At 71.4% G+C, this 15430-nt stretch carries 13 protein-coding genes; 6 read left to right on the top strand and 7 right to left on the bottom strand.

All coding sequences use genetic code 11. From position 1 onward, the window contains the following. Positions 1 to 181: 181 nt before the first annotated feature. The 4 genes from AB0P17_RS34615 to AB0P17_RS34600 all read left to right on the top strand — a co-directional run bounded on the left by AB0P17_RS34615 (position 182) and on the right by AB0P17_RS34600 (position 4723). Positions 182 to 1018: a DUF3558 domain-containing protein gene (locus AB0P17_RS34615; protein ID WP_365817415.1), complete on the top strand. Its 837-nt coding sequence runs from the start codon at positions 182 to 184 to the stop codon at positions 1016 to 1018. A 248-nt stretch (positions 1019 to 1266) separates the two neighbouring features. After that, complete coding sequence (locus AB0P17_RS34610; RefSeq protein WP_365817380.1) at positions 1267 to 2085, top strand: DUF3558 domain-containing protein; 819 nt, start codon at positions 1267 to 1269, stop codon at positions 2083 to 2085. Positions 2086 to 2262: 177 nt separating this feature from the next. After that, positions 2263 to 3804, top strand: a complete 1542-nt coding sequence (locus AB0P17_RS34605; RefSeq protein WP_365817378.1) for a DUF2637 domain-containing protein — start codon at positions 2263 to 2265, stop codon at positions 3802 to 3804. A 43-nt stretch (positions 3805 to 3847) separates the two neighbouring features. Beyond that, complete coding sequence (locus AB0P17_RS34600) at positions 3848 to 4723, top strand: aldo/keto reductase (RefSeq protein ID WP_365817376.1); 876 nt, start codon at positions 3848 to 3850, stop codon at positions 4721 to 4723. Between the two features lie 76 nt (positions 4724 to 4799). Here the strand turns inward: AB0P17_RS34600 and lysS are convergent, their stop codons facing one another. Further along, positions 4800 to 6557, bottom strand: coding sequence for a lysine--tRNA ligase (gene lysS, locus AB0P17_RS34595; protein WP_365817374.1), 1758 nt, complete (start codon positions 6555 to 6557; stop codon positions 4800 to 4802). A gap of 228 nt (positions 6558 to 6785) precedes the next feature. Between lysS and argS the strand changes: the two genes are divergently transcribed. After that, positions 6786 to 8564 (top strand): arginine--tRNA ligase, encoded by a 1779-nt coding sequence (argS, locus tag AB0P17_RS34590; RefSeq protein ID WP_365817372.1) that lies wholly within the window; start codon positions 6786 to 6788, stop codon positions 8562 to 8564. A 76-nt stretch (positions 8565 to 8640) separates the two neighbouring features. Here argS and AB0P17_RS34585 read toward each other — a convergent pair whose 3' ends face one another. From AB0P17_RS34585 to AB0P17_RS34565, 5 genes are all read right to left on the bottom strand, one after another. Next, entirely contained in the window at positions 8641 to 9141 is a 501-nt protein-coding gene (locus AB0P17_RS34585) for a GNAT family N-acetyltransferase (RefSeq protein WP_365817369.1), read from the bottom strand. Positions 9142 to 9181: 40 nt separating this feature from the next. Next, positions 9182 to 9964, bottom strand: a complete 783-nt coding sequence (locus AB0P17_RS34580) for an N-acetylmuramoyl-L-alanine amidase (RefSeq protein WP_365817367.1) — start codon at positions 9962 to 9964, stop codon at positions 9182 to 9184. 82 nt (positions 9965 to 10046) lie between these two features. Beyond that, positions 10047 to 10526 carry a MarR family transcriptional regulator gene (locus tag AB0P17_RS34575; protein WP_365817365.1) on the bottom strand — a complete coding sequence of 160 codons (480 nt, stop codon included), beginning with the start codon at positions 10524 to 10526 and terminating at the stop codon, positions 10047 to 10049. A 34-nt stretch (positions 10527 to 10560) separates the two neighbouring features. Then, entirely contained in the window at positions 10561 to 11475 is a 915-nt protein-coding gene (locus tag AB0P17_RS34570) for an NADP-dependent oxidoreductase (RefSeq protein WP_365817363.1), read from the bottom strand. Between the two features lie 181 nt (positions 11476 to 11656). Further along, the gene (locus AB0P17_RS34565) at positions 11657 to 12337 is read right to left on the bottom strand and encodes an SDR family oxidoreductase (RefSeq protein WP_365817361.1); all 681 of its coding nucleotides are present in this window, start codon (positions 12335 to 12337) and stop codon (positions 11657 to 11659) included. Positions 12338 to 12464: 127 nt separating this feature from the next. Here AB0P17_RS34565 and AB0P17_RS34560 point away from each other — a divergent pair, with 127 nt between their 5' ends. After that, a complete protein-coding gene (locus AB0P17_RS34560; RefSeq protein WP_365817359.1) occupies positions 12465 to 13025 on the top strand; it encodes a TetR/AcrR family transcriptional regulator in 561 nt (186 codons plus the stop codon). Between the two features lie 80 nt (positions 13026 to 13105). Here AB0P17_RS34560 and AB0P17_RS34555 read toward each other — a convergent pair whose 3' ends face one another. Then, entirely contained in the window at positions 13106 to 15355 is a 2250-nt protein-coding gene (locus AB0P17_RS34555) for an NACHT domain-containing protein (RefSeq protein WP_365817357.1), read from the bottom strand. Between the last annotated feature and the right edge of the window lie 75 nt (positions 15356 to 15430).

The following is a 15430-nucleotide window of genomic DNA, read 5'->3' as shown; positions in this document are numbered from 1 at the left end:
AAAAACCGGAGCAAAGGCAGCCACAGAGGACGGCCGACCAGCGTCGACGGCATCGCGTGCGATAGACATTGTGTCCATCGACCGCCGTCCGGCGGCAAACAGTTTTGGCGGAAGGGAGCCCGGGACCGTGCAGCTCAAGGCGCCACGCGCGTACGCCCCCGGCCTGGCCGTGCTCCTCCTGATGGCCGTCGCCGGCTGTTCGGGCGGCAGCGGCGACGACGGCTCGGCCGGCGACTCCAAGCCCGGCGAGACGGAGAGCGCGACCGCGGCGCAGCCCGGCAAGTACCGGACCCTGCGCGAGGCGTGCGGTTCCGTGCCGCGCTCCACGCTCAAGGACCTGCTGCCGGGCGCCGCCTCGCTCCCCGAGGAGCAGCAGGAGAAGGCGTACCAGGGCACGGCCGCCGTGACGTACGACACCGACCGCCGCGTGGGCTGCAGCTGGAAGGCGGCCTCGCCCGCCGCCTCGCACCAGCTCGTGATCGACTTCGAGCGTGTGGTGTCGTACGACCCGAGTGTGAGCGACGACACCCGCGCGCAGGAGGTCTACGCCAAGAAGGAGACGGGCGCGAACCTCGCCCCCTCCACACCCTCCTCCAGCGCATCCGGCTCGTCCGGTTCATCCGGTACGCCGGACGCCCCGAGCGCGTCAGGCTCTCCGGGCGCATCGGGCGCTCCCGAGGCCCAGACCGCCGCCCCCTCCGGCTCGGCCTCGGGGTCCCCTTCCGCCCCCTCGTCCGCGTCGGCTTCGGCTTCGGCATCCGCGTCGGCGACCGGCGGTCTCGAACCCCGCGTCCTCGACGACCTCGGCGACGCCGCCTTCCTCGACGACGTCCTCGCGCGCTCCGGTGCGGCCGCCCAGCACCGCACGGTGAGCGTGGTGTTCCGCACATCGAATGTGATCGTGACCGTCCGGTACACGGAGCAGCCGGCCCTCGCCGCCGGGGTCCCCGACAGCAAAGAACTCCAGGACAAGGCCCGGGGACTGGCCCGTAGGCTCGTCGACCAGCTCAACGAGTAGGAGCGGGTACGGCCCGGCCGCGAAGCACCCGCCGCCCGGCGCCGGAGTCGGGCTCCGGGCCCCGCGGGGCGGGCTCGCCGGTTACCGTGGCCGCGGACCGTCCGAGACAGACCGAGCCCGGGACCGAGACCGGGACCGAGCCCGGGACGGACCGAGACCGACCAAGAACCGCACGCGACCGACCGAGAACCGTACGCGACCGACTGAGACCGCACGCGACCGACTGACTCAAGAACTCTGAAGGAACCATGCACCGATCAGCCTCGCGACTCACCCGCATACTCGCCTGCGCAGCCGTTCCGGTGATGCTCGCCGTCGCCGGCTGCTCGTCCGACTCCGGCGACGGCGACAAGGACAGCTCGAACAGCTCCGGGACCAGTCCCAGCAGCGCCCCGTCCCCCACCGTCGTCCCCGCGAAGTTCAGCGCGCTGCCCGACGCGTGCAAGACGGTCGGCGGCAAGACGGTCGAATCGCTGGTCCCGAAGGCCAAGTCCAAGGGCGGTACGGCCGGCAAGTCCAGCGACATCGCCACGCGCGGCAGCTGCTCCTGGAACGGTCTGGACGACAAGGGCGTCGACGGGTCCCAGTACCGCTGGCTCGACATCTCCCTTATGCGGTACGACTCCGACGCGACGCTCGGCAGCGGCGCCAAGCGGGCCGGCGAGTTCTACACGAAGGAGCTGGCGAGCGCCCAGGGCACCGAGGCCGCCAAGGACGTCAAGACGGCGCCCGGGACCGGCATCGGCAACGAGGCGAGCACGATCACGTACTCGCTCAAGAAGACCGGCGTGGACTTCTCGTACGCCACCGTCGTGGCCCGTACCGAGAACGTCGTCATCACGCTCACCTACAACGGCGCGGGATACGCGGGCGCCAAGTCCCCGAGCGCCGCCGATCTGTCGAAGGACGCCGTGACCGCCGCGAAGGAGGCCGTGGCGGCCGTCGCGGGCGGCGGCGCGGGCTCCCCGGGCGCCGACGCCTCCGAGAGCCCCGCGAAGGGCAAGGCGCCCGAGCCGGAGTCCTCCGGGGCGTCCGTGGAGTCCGACGCCAAGGCAAAGTCCGAGTAATCTCGGTCACGCCCGCAAACCGGCACCCTTTCTTCCGTTCTGCCCGGAAAGCGGCCCTCCCCGGAGGGCCGCTCCCCGCTCCCCACGCCACACCTCCCGCACACATGTGCCAGGCTGTGCCCGCCAGATGACGTCAGGACGTCATGTACCTGATGCCGAAACGGGGAGGGGTCGCGGGTGGCCGCGATGGAGCTGACACGTACGCACCGGATACTTATCGGGGTCGTCGTCACGGGAGCGGTGATCATCGCCGCCATCGGTTTCGCGGGCTCCTACGCCGCCGTACGCGAACTCGCCGAGCTCAAGGGTTTCGGGGCGTTCTCGCTGGTCTTCCCGATCGGCATCGACGCGGGCATCTGCGTACTGCTCGCGCTCGACCTGCTCCTGACCTGGATGCGGATCCCCTTCCCGCTGCTGCGCCAGTCGGCCTGGCTGCTGACCGCCGCCACCATCGCGTTCAACGGCGCGGCGGCCTGGCCCGACCCGCTCGGCGTCGGGATGCACGCGGTCATCCCGCTCCTCTTCATCGTCTCGGTCGAGGCGGCGCGCCACGCGGTCGGCCGGATCGCGGACATCACCGCCGACAAGCACATGGAGGGCGTACGGCTGACGCGCTGGCTGCTCTCGCCCATTCCGACGTTCATGCTGTGGCGGCGGATGAAGCTGTGGGAGCTGCGGTCGTACGAGCAGGTCATCAAGCTCGAACAGGACCGGCTCATCTACCAGTCGCGCCTCCAGGCCCGGTTCGGCCGCAACTGGAAGCGCAAGGCGCCCGTCGAAGCCCTGATGCCGCTGCGGCTCGCGAAGTACGGCGTACCGCTCGCCGACACGGCCCACTCGGGGCTGGCGGCGGCCGGGATCGAACCGGTGCTGCTGCCGCCGGCGCCCGCGCCTGAGCCGGTTCCGGTACGGGCCGAACTCCCGCAGGCCAAGGGCGAGCTGACGGCGGACCAGCAGCAGGACCAGTACCAGGAGCTCGAACAGCCGCAGCAGCAGCGGGAGATACCGGCGGTCGAGCCCGCGCGGCTGCGGAAGCAGCCCCAGCAAGACCTGCAGCAGGAACAGCAGGTGCAGCAGGAGCAGCAGGAGCAGCAGCAGGCTCAGTGGGACCAGCAGCAGCAACAGCAACAGTCGACCCAGCAGCCACAGCAGGAGCAGCAGCCCCAGGCCCCCGCTCCCGCTTCCTCTCCCACCACCCAGGTGAGCCCCTGGTTCGCGGCGCCGCAGGTCCCGGAGGGCGCGTACGAGGGCGCGTACAACCCCACCTACATCGAGGGCCTTGAGCCCACCCCGGTGATGGTCCCCTCCGGCCCCGAGGGCACCCCCGACGGCGGCCCCGCGCCCGCGCCCGGCCGCAGCCGCCGTCCCCTGGGCGGCATCCCGGGGCAGGCGTCGCAGTCGCAGTACCCCGACCCGCAGTCCCCGCCGCAGGACCAGGGCCAGAGCCAGGGCCGGCCCGAGGAAGCGGCCGAGGACCAGCCCGTCTCCGGTCTGCCCGACGACATGTCCCGCGAGGAGGCGTTCTTCAGCGCCTTCCGCAAGTACACCAACGAGTACGGCGGCTTCCCCAACGCCCGCCAGTTCGCCATCTATCTGATGGACCTGTACGGCATCACAGGGCGCGGCGGGAACCCGCTGAGCGAGAACTCGCTCAAGACCTACCTCAAGGACTTCGGTCTCCGGTACCAGTCGGAACTGGACAGCGAGTTCAGCGCCTGAGAGAAGCGTCCGCGCAAGCCGACCACGTCAGGAGAGCCGCCCCGTGCCCACGCCCTCGTCGACCTTCCGTATCAGTGGCGATCTGCTCGTACGGAGGCTCGGATTCGGTGCCATGCACCTGCCGACCGAGCCCGCCGCCGACCGTGCGCGAGCGGTCGCCGTCGCCCGGCGGGCGGTCGAGCTGGGCGTCACGCTGATCGACACCGCGTACCTCTACGGCGGCGGGGCCAACGAGGAACTCCTCGTCGAGGCCCTGCACCCCTACCCGGACGGGCTGACCGTCACCACGAAGGTGGGCGTCGAGCGCTCGGCGGACTCGGGCGAGTGGGGGCTCGACGGCCGGCCCGCCGTCCTGCGCGCACAGGTCGAGCGGGCCCTGCGCCGGCTGCGCGTCGAGCGGATCGAGCTGCTCCAGCTCCACCGGATCGATCCCGCGACGCCGCTCGCCGACCAGATCGGGACGTTGCGGGAGCTGCGGGCCGAAGGCAAGATCGGCCGGATCGGGCTCTCCGAGATCACCGTCGCGGAACTCGACCGGGCGCGGGAGATCGTCGACATCGCGAGCGTGCAGAACCGCTACAACCTGCTGGACCGCGAGCACGAGCCCGTCCTGGCGGCCTGCGCCGCGGCGGGCATCGCGTTCCTGCCGTGGCGGCCCGTCGCGGCGGGCGCCGCGGGGGAACGGGCCGAGATCGCCGCGGTGGCGGCCGAACTCGGCGCCACGCCCACCCAGGTCTCGCTCGCCTGGCTCCTCGGCCACGCGCCGGTCGTCCTCCCGATCCCGGGCACCGCCAGGACCGACCACCTGGAGGAGAACCTGGCGGCCGCGGACCTCCGTCTCTCCCCGTCCCAGCGCGACCGCCTGGACCGCCTGGACCGTCTCGACCGCCCGGACGACATGGCGGACCCGCAGCCGTAACGGGCCGGGCGGAGGGCCCTCCCCCGACGGTCACCCGTCCGAAGCAGAGCCCTCCGCCCGCCGTGCCACGTGCTCCTCAGCCGCCGAGCAGCTTCCGCACCCGGTCCGCCCCCACCGCCAGCAGCAGCGTGGGCAGCCGCGGCCCGGTCTCCCGGCTCACCAGCAGCCGGTACAGCAGCGCGAAGAACGCCCGCTGGGCGACCTTCAGCTCGGGCGTCGGCTTGGCGTCCGGCTCCAGCCCCGCCATCACCTTCGGCACGCCGTAGACGAGCGTCGTCAGCCCGTCCAGCGACCAGTGGCTGTCCAGCCCTTCGAGCAGCCGCCGCAGCGACTCGCGCCCCTCCTCGTCGAGCGAGCCCAGCAGCTCCGCGTCCGGCTCGGCGCGCACGATCGTGCGCGCCTCGGCCGGCACCTGGCTGGTGATCCAGTTCTCCGCGCGGTCGAGCCGGGGGCGCGCCTCCGCCAGCGAGGACAGCGGGTGCTCCGGGTCCAGCTCGCTCAGGATGCGCAGGGTCTGCTCCTCGGCGCCGGCCGTGATGTCCACGACCGAGGCGAGGGTCCGGTACGGCAGCGGGCGCGGCGTGCGCGGCAGCTCACCCGTGGCCGTGGTCGTCGCCCGCGCGTACGCGGCGGCGTCGGCCGGCAGGACCGAGCCGTCGGCGACCTTGCGCTCCAGGGCGTCCCACTCGTCGTACAGCCGCTGGATCTCCTGGTCGAAGGCGATCTTGAACGACTGGTTCGGCCGACGACGCGCGTACAGCCAGCGCAGCAGCGGCGCCTCCATGATCTTCAGCGCGTCGGCCGGGGTGGGCACGCCGCCCTTGCTGGACGACATCTTCGCCATCCCGGAGATCCCGACGAAGGCGTACATCGGGCCGATCGGCTGCACACCGCCGAAGATCTCGCGCACGATCTGCCCGCCGACGACGAAGGAGGACCCCGGCGAGGAGTGGTCCACACCGGACGGCTCGAAGACCACGCCCTCGTAGGCCCAGCGCATCGGCCAGTCGACCTTCCAGACCAGCTTGCCCCGGTTGAACTCGCTGAGCGCGACCGTCTCGGAGAAGCCGCACTCCGCGCAGGTGTACGTGAGCTCCGTCGTCGCGTCGTCGTACGCGGTGACGGTCGTCAGGTCCTTGCCGCAGCCGCCGCAGTACGGCTTGTACGGGAAGTACCCGGCCGAGCCGCCGCTGCCGTCGTCCTCGGCGGCGGCGCCGGAGCCCTCGGCGGCTTCGAGCTCCGCCTCCTCGACCTTCTTCTGTCCCTGCTTCTGTCCCTGCTGCTGCGAGGTCTTCGGCTTGTCCTTGGTCCGGTACCGGTCGAGGATCGCGTCGATGTCCGCCCGGTGCCTCATCGCGTGCAGGATCTGCTCGCGGTACACGCCCGAGGTGTACTGCTCGGTCTGGCTGATCCCCTCGTACGTGACGCCCATCTCGGCCAGCGACTCGGTCATGGCGGCCTTGAAGTGCTCGGCCCAGTTCGGATACGCCGACCCGGCCGGCGCGGGCACCGAGGTCAGGGGCTTGCCGATGTGCTCGGACCAGGAGGTGTCCGTACCCGGAACGCCCGCGGGCACCTTGCGGTAGCGGTCGTAGTCGTCCCAGGAGATCAGGTGCCTGACCTCGTACCCCCGCCGGCGGATCTCGTCCGCGACCAGGTGCGGGGTCATGACCTCGCGCAGGTTGCCCAAGTGGATCGGGCCCGAGGGCGAGAGCCCGGACGCGACGACGACGAGTGGTTTCGTGCCGGGCGCACGTCGCTCCGCCTCGGCGATGACCTCGTCCGCGAAACGGGAGACCCAGTCGGTCTCGGTGCTCTGAGCCACGATCGGCACGTCCTTCTTCTTTCCTCATACGCTCGAACGATCTCGTACGTCATTCTCCCAGGTACCACCGACAGAGCGAAAATGGCTTGTTGCCCCATGGGATACTGGGAGGACTTCGCGAGGACCCCCTGACAGATTCCTGACAGATTTCCTGACGGACTCCTGACGGACTTCCCCGCGGCGGCTCACCCGGAGAGCACACCCTCCCCGATCCCCGACAGGAACGGCACCCACCCCATGGCCCCGGTCACCTCCCTCGCCTCGACCGTCGATCAGCGCATCGCGGACGCCCTCTCGGCTGCCCTGCCGGAGGCCGGTTCCGCCGATCCGTTGCTGCGACGCAGCGACCGGGCCGACTACCAGGCCAACGGCATTTTGGCGCTCGCGAAGAAGCTCAAGGGCAACCCCAGAGAGCTGGCGACCCAGGTGGTGTCGGCGCTCGCCGCGCCCGGCCTGATCGAGGAGATCGAGGTCTCGGGCCCCGGCTTCCTCAACATCACCGTCGCGGACCGGGCGATCATCGAGACCCTGGCGGCCCGCGCGGCGGACGACCGGCTCGGCGTCCCGTACGCGGAGCGGCCCGGGACGACGGTGATCGACTACGCGCAGCCGAACGTGGCGAAGGAGATGCACGTCGGGCACCTGCGCTCGGCGGTGATCGGCGCGGCGATGGTCGAGATCCTGGAGTTCACGGGCGAGCGGGTGGTACGGCGCCACCACATCGGCGACTGGGGCACCCAGTTCGGCATGCTCATCCAGTACCTGATCGAGCACCCGCACGAGCTGGACCACGAGGCCGCCGCCCCGTCGCCCGGGGCGGACGGCGAGACCGCGATGTCCAACCTGAACCGCCTCTACAAGGCATCGCGGGCGCTCTTCGACTCCGACGAGGAGTTCAAGGCGCGCTCCCGGGACCGGGTGGTGGAGCTCCAGGCCGGGGACAAGGAGACGCTGGCGCTCTGGCAGCGCTTCGTCGACGAGTCGAAGATCTACTTCTACTCGGTCTTCGACCAGCTCGACATGGAGATCCGGGACGCCGACATCGTCGGCGAGTCCGGCTACAACGACATGCTGGAGGAGACCTGCCGGCTCCTGGAGGAGTCCGGGGTGGCGGTCCGCTCCGAGGGCGCGCTCTGCGTCTTCTTCGACGACGTGAAGGGCCCGGACGGCAACCAGGTCCCCCTGATCGTCAAGAAGTCGAACGGCGGCTACGGCTACGCGGCGACGGACCTCTCCGCGGTCCGCGACCGGGTGGGCAACCTGTCCGCGTCGACCCTGCTGTACGTGGTGGACGCCCGGCAGTCGCTGCACTTCAGGATGGTCTTCGAGACGGCCCGCCGGGCCGGCTGGCTGAACGACGACGTGAAGGCCGTCCAGCTGGCCTTCGGCACGGTCCTGGGCAGGGACGGCAAGCCGTTCAAGACCCGTGAGGGCGAGACGGTGCGGCTGGTGGACCTGCTCGACGAGGCGGTCGACCGGGCGACGGCGGTCGTCCGGGAGAAGTCCGAGAAGATCGGTCTCTCGGAGGACGAGATCGTCACGAACGGCAAGCAGGTCGGCATCGGCGCGGTGAAGTACGCCGACCTGTCGACATCGGCCGCCCGGGACTACAAGTTCGACCTGGACCAGATGGTCTCGCTCAACGGCGACACGTCCGTCTACATCCAGTACGCGCACGCCCGGATCCGCTCCATCCTCCGCAAGGCGGGCGACGCGGTCCCCGCCGCGCACCCGGAGCTGCCCCTGGCCCCGGCGGAGCGGGCGCTCGGCCTGCACGTGGACCAGTTCGGCGAGGTCCTCGCGGAGGTGGCGTCGTCGTACGAGCCGCACAAGCTGGCCGCGTACCTGTACCAGCTCTCGTCGCTGTTCACGACGTTCTACGACCAGTGCCACGTCCTGAGCGACGAGAACCCGGCCGAGCTGGTGGAGAACCGCCTCTTCCTCTGCGACATCACCGCCCGCACCCTCAAGCAGGGCCTGGCACTCCTGGGCATCAAGGCCCCCGAGCGCCTGTAGGACGCCGACCGGCCGGCCCGGGCGGGGCTCCTCACGTCCGCGTGGCGTGACGCCTTCGCCCGGGTCGACCGCGCACTCAGCCCTCCCCCGTCGCCGCGGCCTCCTGCGCCGGCAGCCAGGCGACCACTTCGTCCCCCTCGACGGTCTCCGTCGGCCGGAACCCCAGCGACGTGCAGAGATCGCGGGCAACGGTGTTGTCCGGGTGGTACGACAGCCGGAGCACCCGGCAGTCCTCCCGGGCCGCCAGCCAGGCCATCAGGGTCCGTGCCACGGCCCGCCCGACGCCCTTGCCCTGTTCCGGGCCGTCGATCAGCATGCCGCCGATCCAGTACGAGCCGTCGTCCTCGTCGCGGCCCCACATGACATGGCCCACGACCGTGTCGTCCGCGCACGCCGCGAGGGAGTTCCACACGCCCTCGCGCGCCGACAGCAGCAGATAGCGGGCCGCCAGGGCGGGAACGTAGTCGCGCTGATCGTCCAGGGGCGCCGTGTCCGCGACCGCGCGCCAGTTCTCGTCGTCCACGTCCCGCAGTACGACGCGGCGCCCGGCCCGGTCCGCACGTCCGAAATCCATCATCGACGCAGACTAGGAAGAAGGAGACCGGCGGGCGACCGATTTACCGCGCCCCGCGCGCTCCTGCGGGACCCACCGGGGCCCTTCCCTGCCGTATACGGGCCGTCTCCTCGCGCAGCCGGGGCAGCGCCTCGTACAGGGCGTCGCCGGGGCAGGTGGTGTCGAACTCGTCGCGGTGGCCCGAGATCACGTTCACCTCCACCGGCGTGCCCTCCGGATGCCGGCTGTCGTCGCTGCTGGAGACCAGCCGTGTCCGCCCCTCCGGGTCGGCCCCGGGCCCCAGTTTCCAGGCCGCCACCGTCGCCAGGGCCCGGAGCATCGGCGCGGGGACGGGCTCGCCCTTCTCGAAGTGGCCGAGGGCGGCGATACCGACGCTGCGCTCGTTGAAGCCGATCGTGTGCGCCCCCTTGACCGCCCGGTCGACACCGCCCGCGCGTCCCTCGTAGATCGTTCCGCAGCGGTCAACGACGAAGTTGTAGCCGAGGTCGGCCCACCCCATGCGGTTGATGTGGTGCCGCTCCATGGACAGCAGCATGGCGGGCACGTCCGTCGCGCAGTCGTACTTGTTCGAGTGCAGTGTGTGGTGGACGAACACAGCCTGTACCGGCCCGGTGTACAGCGGTTTCTCCCGTACGGCCGTCTCGTCCGCCCGCCACGCCCGCCGCTCCACCACGGGCGGCCTCTGCGCCCCCGCGGGCCGGGCCCGCGCTTCATTGCGGGGCGGGGCCGACCGGTCACGTGCGGGAGCGTCGCACGTCACGAGGAGAAGCCCCGGCAGGCAGAGCGCCGCCGCCACCTTGAACCGGTCGAACCCACGCTGCCCCATAGCCCCACTCTGCGCCCGCCGGCGCCGCGTGGGGCTGCTGGGTACGCCCGGCAGGGGGAACGGCCCCCGGCCCGGGTCGGATTCACCCGCCGGAGGCCTGCCGGCCGTGGTCCCTGACCGACTTCTCGACGGTCCGCGCACACGCGGTGAACATCTCGATCTGGTCAGGGGTCAGATCGCGTACGGAAATCTGCTCCAGGGTGCGCCACATGTCCGCGATGGGCTCCCGCAGGGCCCGGCCGGCATCGGTGAGGTGGACCACCATGACCCGCCGGTCGTGCGGAGCGGGCTCCCGGGTGAGCAGTCCGGCCTCCTGCATGCGGCGCAGTGACTTGGAGACGGTGGAGTGGTCGAGGCCGGCCCGCTCCAGAAGTTCCGCCTGCGTCCGGCCGTCGCGGTCGAAGAGCTGCATCAGCAGCAGTTCCTGTCCCGGGTGCAGGTTCAGGGCGCGCAGCATGGCGGCGGCGTGGCCGCGGTGGGCACGGGCGAGCTGGAAGATGGCGTAACTCAATCGCCCGTCACGCGCCGTGTCCGGCACTTCCGATGAGGTGGTGTCGGGCATCGCTGCTCCCTGGTCACAAGAGTGGGGTGATCGGTCAGTTGACGGTGAGCACGATTTTGCCGCGGTTGTGGCCGCCGTCGCTGGCCTGCTGCGCCTTCGCCGCCTCCGCCAGCGGGTAGGTGGCGCTGATCGTGGTCACCAGTGTGCCGTCGGCGGCCTGCCGGGCCAGTTCGGCCAGCCGGGCCGCGGAGCGGCGCTGCGGACCCTCGGCGAAGACGATTCCGAGTTCGGCGGCCCGGAAGTCCGCGGTGGTGACGATCCGGTCGGTGCCGCCGCGCAGGGTGATGGAGTCCTCCAGCGCGCCCTTGCCCGCGGCGTCGAAGACGGCGTCCACCCCGCCGGGGGCGAGTTCGCGGACCCGCTGGACCAGGTTGTCCCCGTAGACCAGCGCGGTCGCGCCGAGCGAGGTGACGTACTCCTGGTTGGCCGGTCCTGCGGTGCCGATGACACGGGCGCCGCGTGCGACGGCGAGCTGGACGGCGATGGTGCCGAGCGCGCCGGACGCCCCGTGGATCAGCAGCGTCTCGCCCGAGGTGACGTCGAGCAGATCCAGCACGCGTTCCGCGCCGTCGCTCGCCACGGGCAGGGCCGCGGCGTTCGTCCACTCCAGGCCGGCCGGCTTGGGCGCGAGGACGGCCGCGGGTGCCAGGGCGTACTGGGCGTAGGAGCCGGTGTCGGACCAGCCGAGGACCTCGTCCCCCACCTTCAGGTGGTCGACGCCGTCACCGACGGCGTCGACCACACCGGCGATCTCCCCGCCGGGCACGGCGGGCAGCGTGGTGGGGAAGATCGCCTCCATCCCACCGGAGCGGATCTTGCCGTCGACCGGGTTGACGCCGACGGCCCATACCCGCACACGGACCTGGCCGGGGCCGGGCCGGGGGATGTCGATCTCGGCCTCGTGCAGAACCTCGGTGCCGCCGAACGTGTCGAAAACAATGGCCTTCATGACGGTGGTCTCCTCAGGTGGGATGCCGCGCCGGCCACTTTCCGTGGCTAGCCACATAAAAGTAGCACCAATTATGTGGCTGGCCAAGTAATTACGTGGAGGCAGGCTCCGGCATCTCCACACGCGCCCCCGAGGCGCTCCGCCCCGCAGCCGGGGACCGACCCCGGCCCGCCTCCGCGCGTCAGGCCACCGGGGCGGCCAGGCCCTGCCTGACCTGCCGGGTGATCTCGTCGGCGAGGATCTCGGGCAGCCCCGTCTCGATGCCGTCCAGGGCCTGTGCGGCGACCTCGGCGGGGTCGCTCTTCTGCTCGGCGGGGACGGACGCGGCCATGTCGGTGTCCATGTATGCGACGTGCAGCGCCGAGACAGTGATGCCGCGGGGCGCCAGTTCCTCCCGGGTCGCGTCGGTCAGCGCCCATGCCGCCGCCTTGGCCGCGGCGTAGGAGCCGAGGCCGGCGGGGTGCAGCCAGGACAGCACGGACAGGACGTTGAGTACGGCGCCGCCGCCGTTGCGCTCGATGACGGGGGCGAAGGCTCGCGTCACGGCGAGCGGGCCGAAGAAGTTCGTCTCCATCTCCAGGCGCACGGCGTCCAGGCCACCCGCCATCAGCGGCGTGGCGGTGGAGATACCCGCGTTGTTCACCAGCAGTGTCGCGTCGGACGCGGCGCGTGCGGCGGCCCGGACCGACTCCCCGTCCGTCACGTCCAGCCGCAGCGGGGTGACGCCGGGCAGGTCCACCGTCTCGGGGCGGCGGGCCGCCGCGTACACCGTCGCTCCACGCTCCACGAGCTGGGCGGCCAGCTGCCGCCCGAGCCCCCGGTTGGCGCCGGTGACCACCGCGACCGCGTTCTTCAGTTCCATGACCACTCCCTGCGTGACGGGACCCGCCGAGCGGCCCGCGACCAAATTAGATTACGCTCACAATCTAACCCCTGGCCTAGAATAGATGCCAGTCGACATCCAAAGAGCATCCAACGGGAGGTGGCCGATGGGCCGCGTATCGCAGGCACAGGCGGAGGAGAACCGCCGGCGGGTCGTGGAAACCGCCTCCCGGCTGTTCCGGGAGCAGGGCACCCACGTGAGCGTCGCCGACCTGATGAAGGCGTCCGGCCTGACCCACGGCGGCTTCTACAAGCAGTTCGCCTCGAAAGAGGCGCTCGTCGACGAAGCCACCGCCCACGCGTTCGGCGAGCTCGCCCGGCTCCACCACGACGGACTTCAGCAGCACGCCGGGCAGCGCGACGCCGCCCAGCGGGCACTGGTCGACAGCTACCTCTCCGTCGAACACCGCGACAGCGCGGCAGACGGCTGCCCCGTCGCCGCGCTCGCCACCGACATGACCCGCGCCCCCGGGGACGGCGAGGCCCGCCGCGTCTACACCGAGGGCGTGAGCGCCTTCGCCGAGTCGCTCGCCACCGAGGACCAGGACGGCATCACCCGGCTGTGCACCATGCTCGGCGCACTCGTCCTGGCCAGGGCCACCAAGGGTTCCCCGCTCTCCGAGGAGATCCTCACCACCGCGCACGCGGCCCTGACGGCGACCGACTGATCAGCCCGCGCACATCGCCCGGTGGGCGAACTTCCTGGCCGCGGGGACGGACCGGCGGTCGCGGCGGATCCGGCTCACCGTCAGTGAGGGTCGGTCGGTGCCGGGACGGTGCCGGACGGTTCCGGGCGTGGGCGCGGACGGGGGAGTTCGGGAACACCGGCGAGGTGGTGCTGAAGGCGGGCATGGCGGAACTGGTGGACGGGACCGACCTGACGGAGCACTCCGAGGCGGCGGGCGTCGGCGAGGAATGCCTGCAGCCGCCACGGCAGGCCACCGTCGGCGGCCAGCACGAGTCGGGCCGTGAGGTAGTGCGGCCACGCGGAGGCGGCCAGGGCCAGGATCATTCCGAACAGGCCGAGGGAGACGTAACGCGGTCTCATGGCTTCCTCCATGACCGCGGCAAGGCTGGGTGGTTCGGACAGGACGAAGAAGATGTTCACGGCGGCGGTATGGATGCTCGTCAACAGTGCGACATAGGCGCCCTGCAGCAGCGTGACGCCCCGGTCGCCCCGGATCGACGACCGGGGGGAGGCGATGTCCTGGACGGTCACCGCGCTCCTGGTCCACTGAAGGGCGGCCAGTCCTGTGCCGAAGAACAGACCGATCAGAAGGCTCACGCCCATGGCGGCGACCGGTGGCCGGTTCCTGCCCTCCGCCAGCCAGTAGACGTGGAGTACCAGGACGAAGACAAGGGCCACGCCGACAGCGCGGGCGATGGCACGGGGCAGCCGACGGCGCCAGTGCCGGACGTTGAAGGCGGCTCGGCTGGGTGCTTGCGGCGGCACCGGAGGGCCGGTGGTGAGCAGGACGACAAAGAACGCGAAGGTTCCACCGATGGTGTCGTACAGCGAGGTGAGAGCCGCGTCGACGAAGCTCTTGTCACTCACCGTTGTGTACCAGACAAAAATCACCGCGGAGGCGGTCAGTGTCCCGTACAGGGCGGTGATCCAGGCCGCGGCGGTGTCCTGGCGCGGCAGCGCCGACGCCACGCACTGCATGCCGAAGAAGGTGAGGGCGAAGATCGAGGCGTATTCCACGGCGAGCAGCAGCGTGTTGTCCGTCAGCCCGTGGCCGCGTTCTTCGGCCGAGACCCGCAGGATCCGCAGGCCGCCCACCATCGCGATCGGCAGGCTCCACAGGAGTGCCCGGCTCCAGGTCGAGGCCAAGGCCGGTACCGCGTGGTACAGCCGCCACCAGGCCAGGTCATAGGTGCTCTGCCCGTTCAGATACCGGGCGAGGCAGCTGAGGTGGCGGCGGGCGCGGCCCGGGTCCCAGCGGCGGGTGCCGGGCTCGGTGCTGCTCGCGCGCCCGTAGAGGGTGGGGACCAAGGAGTCCAAGAGGTGATGCTCGATGGCGGCCGCGGTGGGGAAGCGGGTGGACTCGGTGAGCTCGGCCGGATCGGCGCCGGTGCCGGGGGAGGCGTCCGCGTAGACGGAGCGGACCAGGGCGACCATCAGCGGGCTGGCCAGCGCCCGGGCCGCCGGACCTTCGGGGTGACGGGCCAGGTGGTCGACGAGGATCGTCCAACGCTCCTGGCCCCGGCCGGGCGACGCGGCCAGCCGCAGCAGGGCGGCCGCGTCGGCATGGCGCACCGGCGCGGGAGCGATCACGGCGGCGCCTGCCAGCACCCCCGCCTCGGTCACGGCAGCGACGTAACTTTCGGTACGACACGTCAGCACCAGCGGCGCGCCCGCCGGATAGGCACGGTTCAGGGCGGCAAGCACCGCTCGGTGGCCGGAGGCCGGGAGTTCGTCCAGGCCGTCCAGTACGGGCAGGATCCGGCCTTCGGCCAACAGGTCCCGCACGACGCTCGGCCCGTACGCCTCGGCATCGGCCAGCGTCGGGTAGTCCGAAGTGATCCTGCGCCGGAGCCACTCCGCCGGGGCCTCCCGGCCAGGATCGAAGGAGGCGAGCGAGAGCAGCACCGGAACCGGGTCGCCTTCCTCGGGGGAGCGCAGCAACCCGAGCGTCAGCAGCACCGCGAAGGTGCTCTTGCCCGAGCCCGCCGGTCCGACCGCCACGAGCCGGCGGCGTCGCAGCCCCCTGAAGTCCCGCGCCAGGGAGTCCGGATGGTCCACGTACCAGGTGATGGGGTCGCCCACCAGTTCCCGGTGGTCTGCCACACCGGCCTCCGGGCAGTCGGACCATGTCACCGGGAGGGGCGCCGGGTCGAACAGCTGCCGTAACACCGCCTCCTCCTCCCACTGCCGGCCGACCAGCCGCGCCAGCGCCCTCGCCGCCTCGTCCACCTGGTCCGAGGTGCTCTGCGTCCGGCTCCGACGGCGGGCCCACTCCACGAACAACGCGACCACGCCGGCGGAACCAAGCACGGTCGCGGCGTTGGCCGCCTCCGAAACACTTCTCAGCAGGCACAGAAGGCCGAGTCCGACCACCAGCACGCCACT

The organism is Streptomyces sp. NPDC088124 (assembly GCF_040685895.1).
Classification (GTDB): Bacteria; Actinomycetota; Actinomycetes; order Streptomycetales; family Streptomycetaceae; genus Streptomyces.
The sequence above is the reverse complement of the archived record's forward strand: the minus strand, read 5'-3'. Positions and strand labels throughout refer to the sequence as shown.

Excerpts from the sequence above, each read along its gene's own strand:
- AB0P17_RS34615 (WP_365817415.1), top strand. The coding sequence starts at position 182 with ATGGCCGTCGCCGGCTGTTCGGGCGGCAGCGGCGACGACGGCTCGGCC.
- AB0P17_RS34610 (WP_365817380.1), top strand. The coding sequence starts at position 1,267 with ATGCACCGATCAGCCTCGCGACTCACCCGCATACTCGCCTGCGCAGCC.
- argS (WP_365817372.1), top strand. The coding sequence starts at position 6,786 with ATGGCCCCGGTCACCTCCCTCGCCTCGACCGTCGATCAGCGCATCGCG.
- AB0P17_RS34585 (WP_365817369.1), bottom strand. The coding sequence starts at position 9,141 with ATGATGGATTTCGGACGTGCGGACCGGGCCGGGCGCCGCGTCGTACTG.
- AB0P17_RS34580 (WP_365817367.1), bottom strand. The coding sequence starts at position 9,964 with ATGGGGCAGCGTGGGTTCGACCGGTTCAAGGTGGCGGCGGCGCTCTGC.
- AB0P17_RS34575 (WP_365817365.1), bottom strand. The coding sequence starts at position 10,526 with ATGCCCGACACCACCTCATCGGAAGTGCCGGACACGGCGCGTGACGGG.
- AB0P17_RS34570 (WP_365817363.1), bottom strand. The coding sequence starts at position 11,475 with ATGAAGGCCATTGTTTTCGACACGTTCGGCGGCACCGAGGTTCTGCAC.
- AB0P17_RS34565 (WP_365817361.1), bottom strand. The coding sequence starts at position 12,337 with ATGGAACTGAAGAACGCGGTCGCGGTGGTCACCGGCGCCAACCGGGGG.
- AB0P17_RS34560 (WP_365817359.1), top strand. The coding sequence starts at position 12,465 with ATGGGCCGCGTATCGCAGGCACAGGCGGAGGAGAACCGCCGGCGGGTC.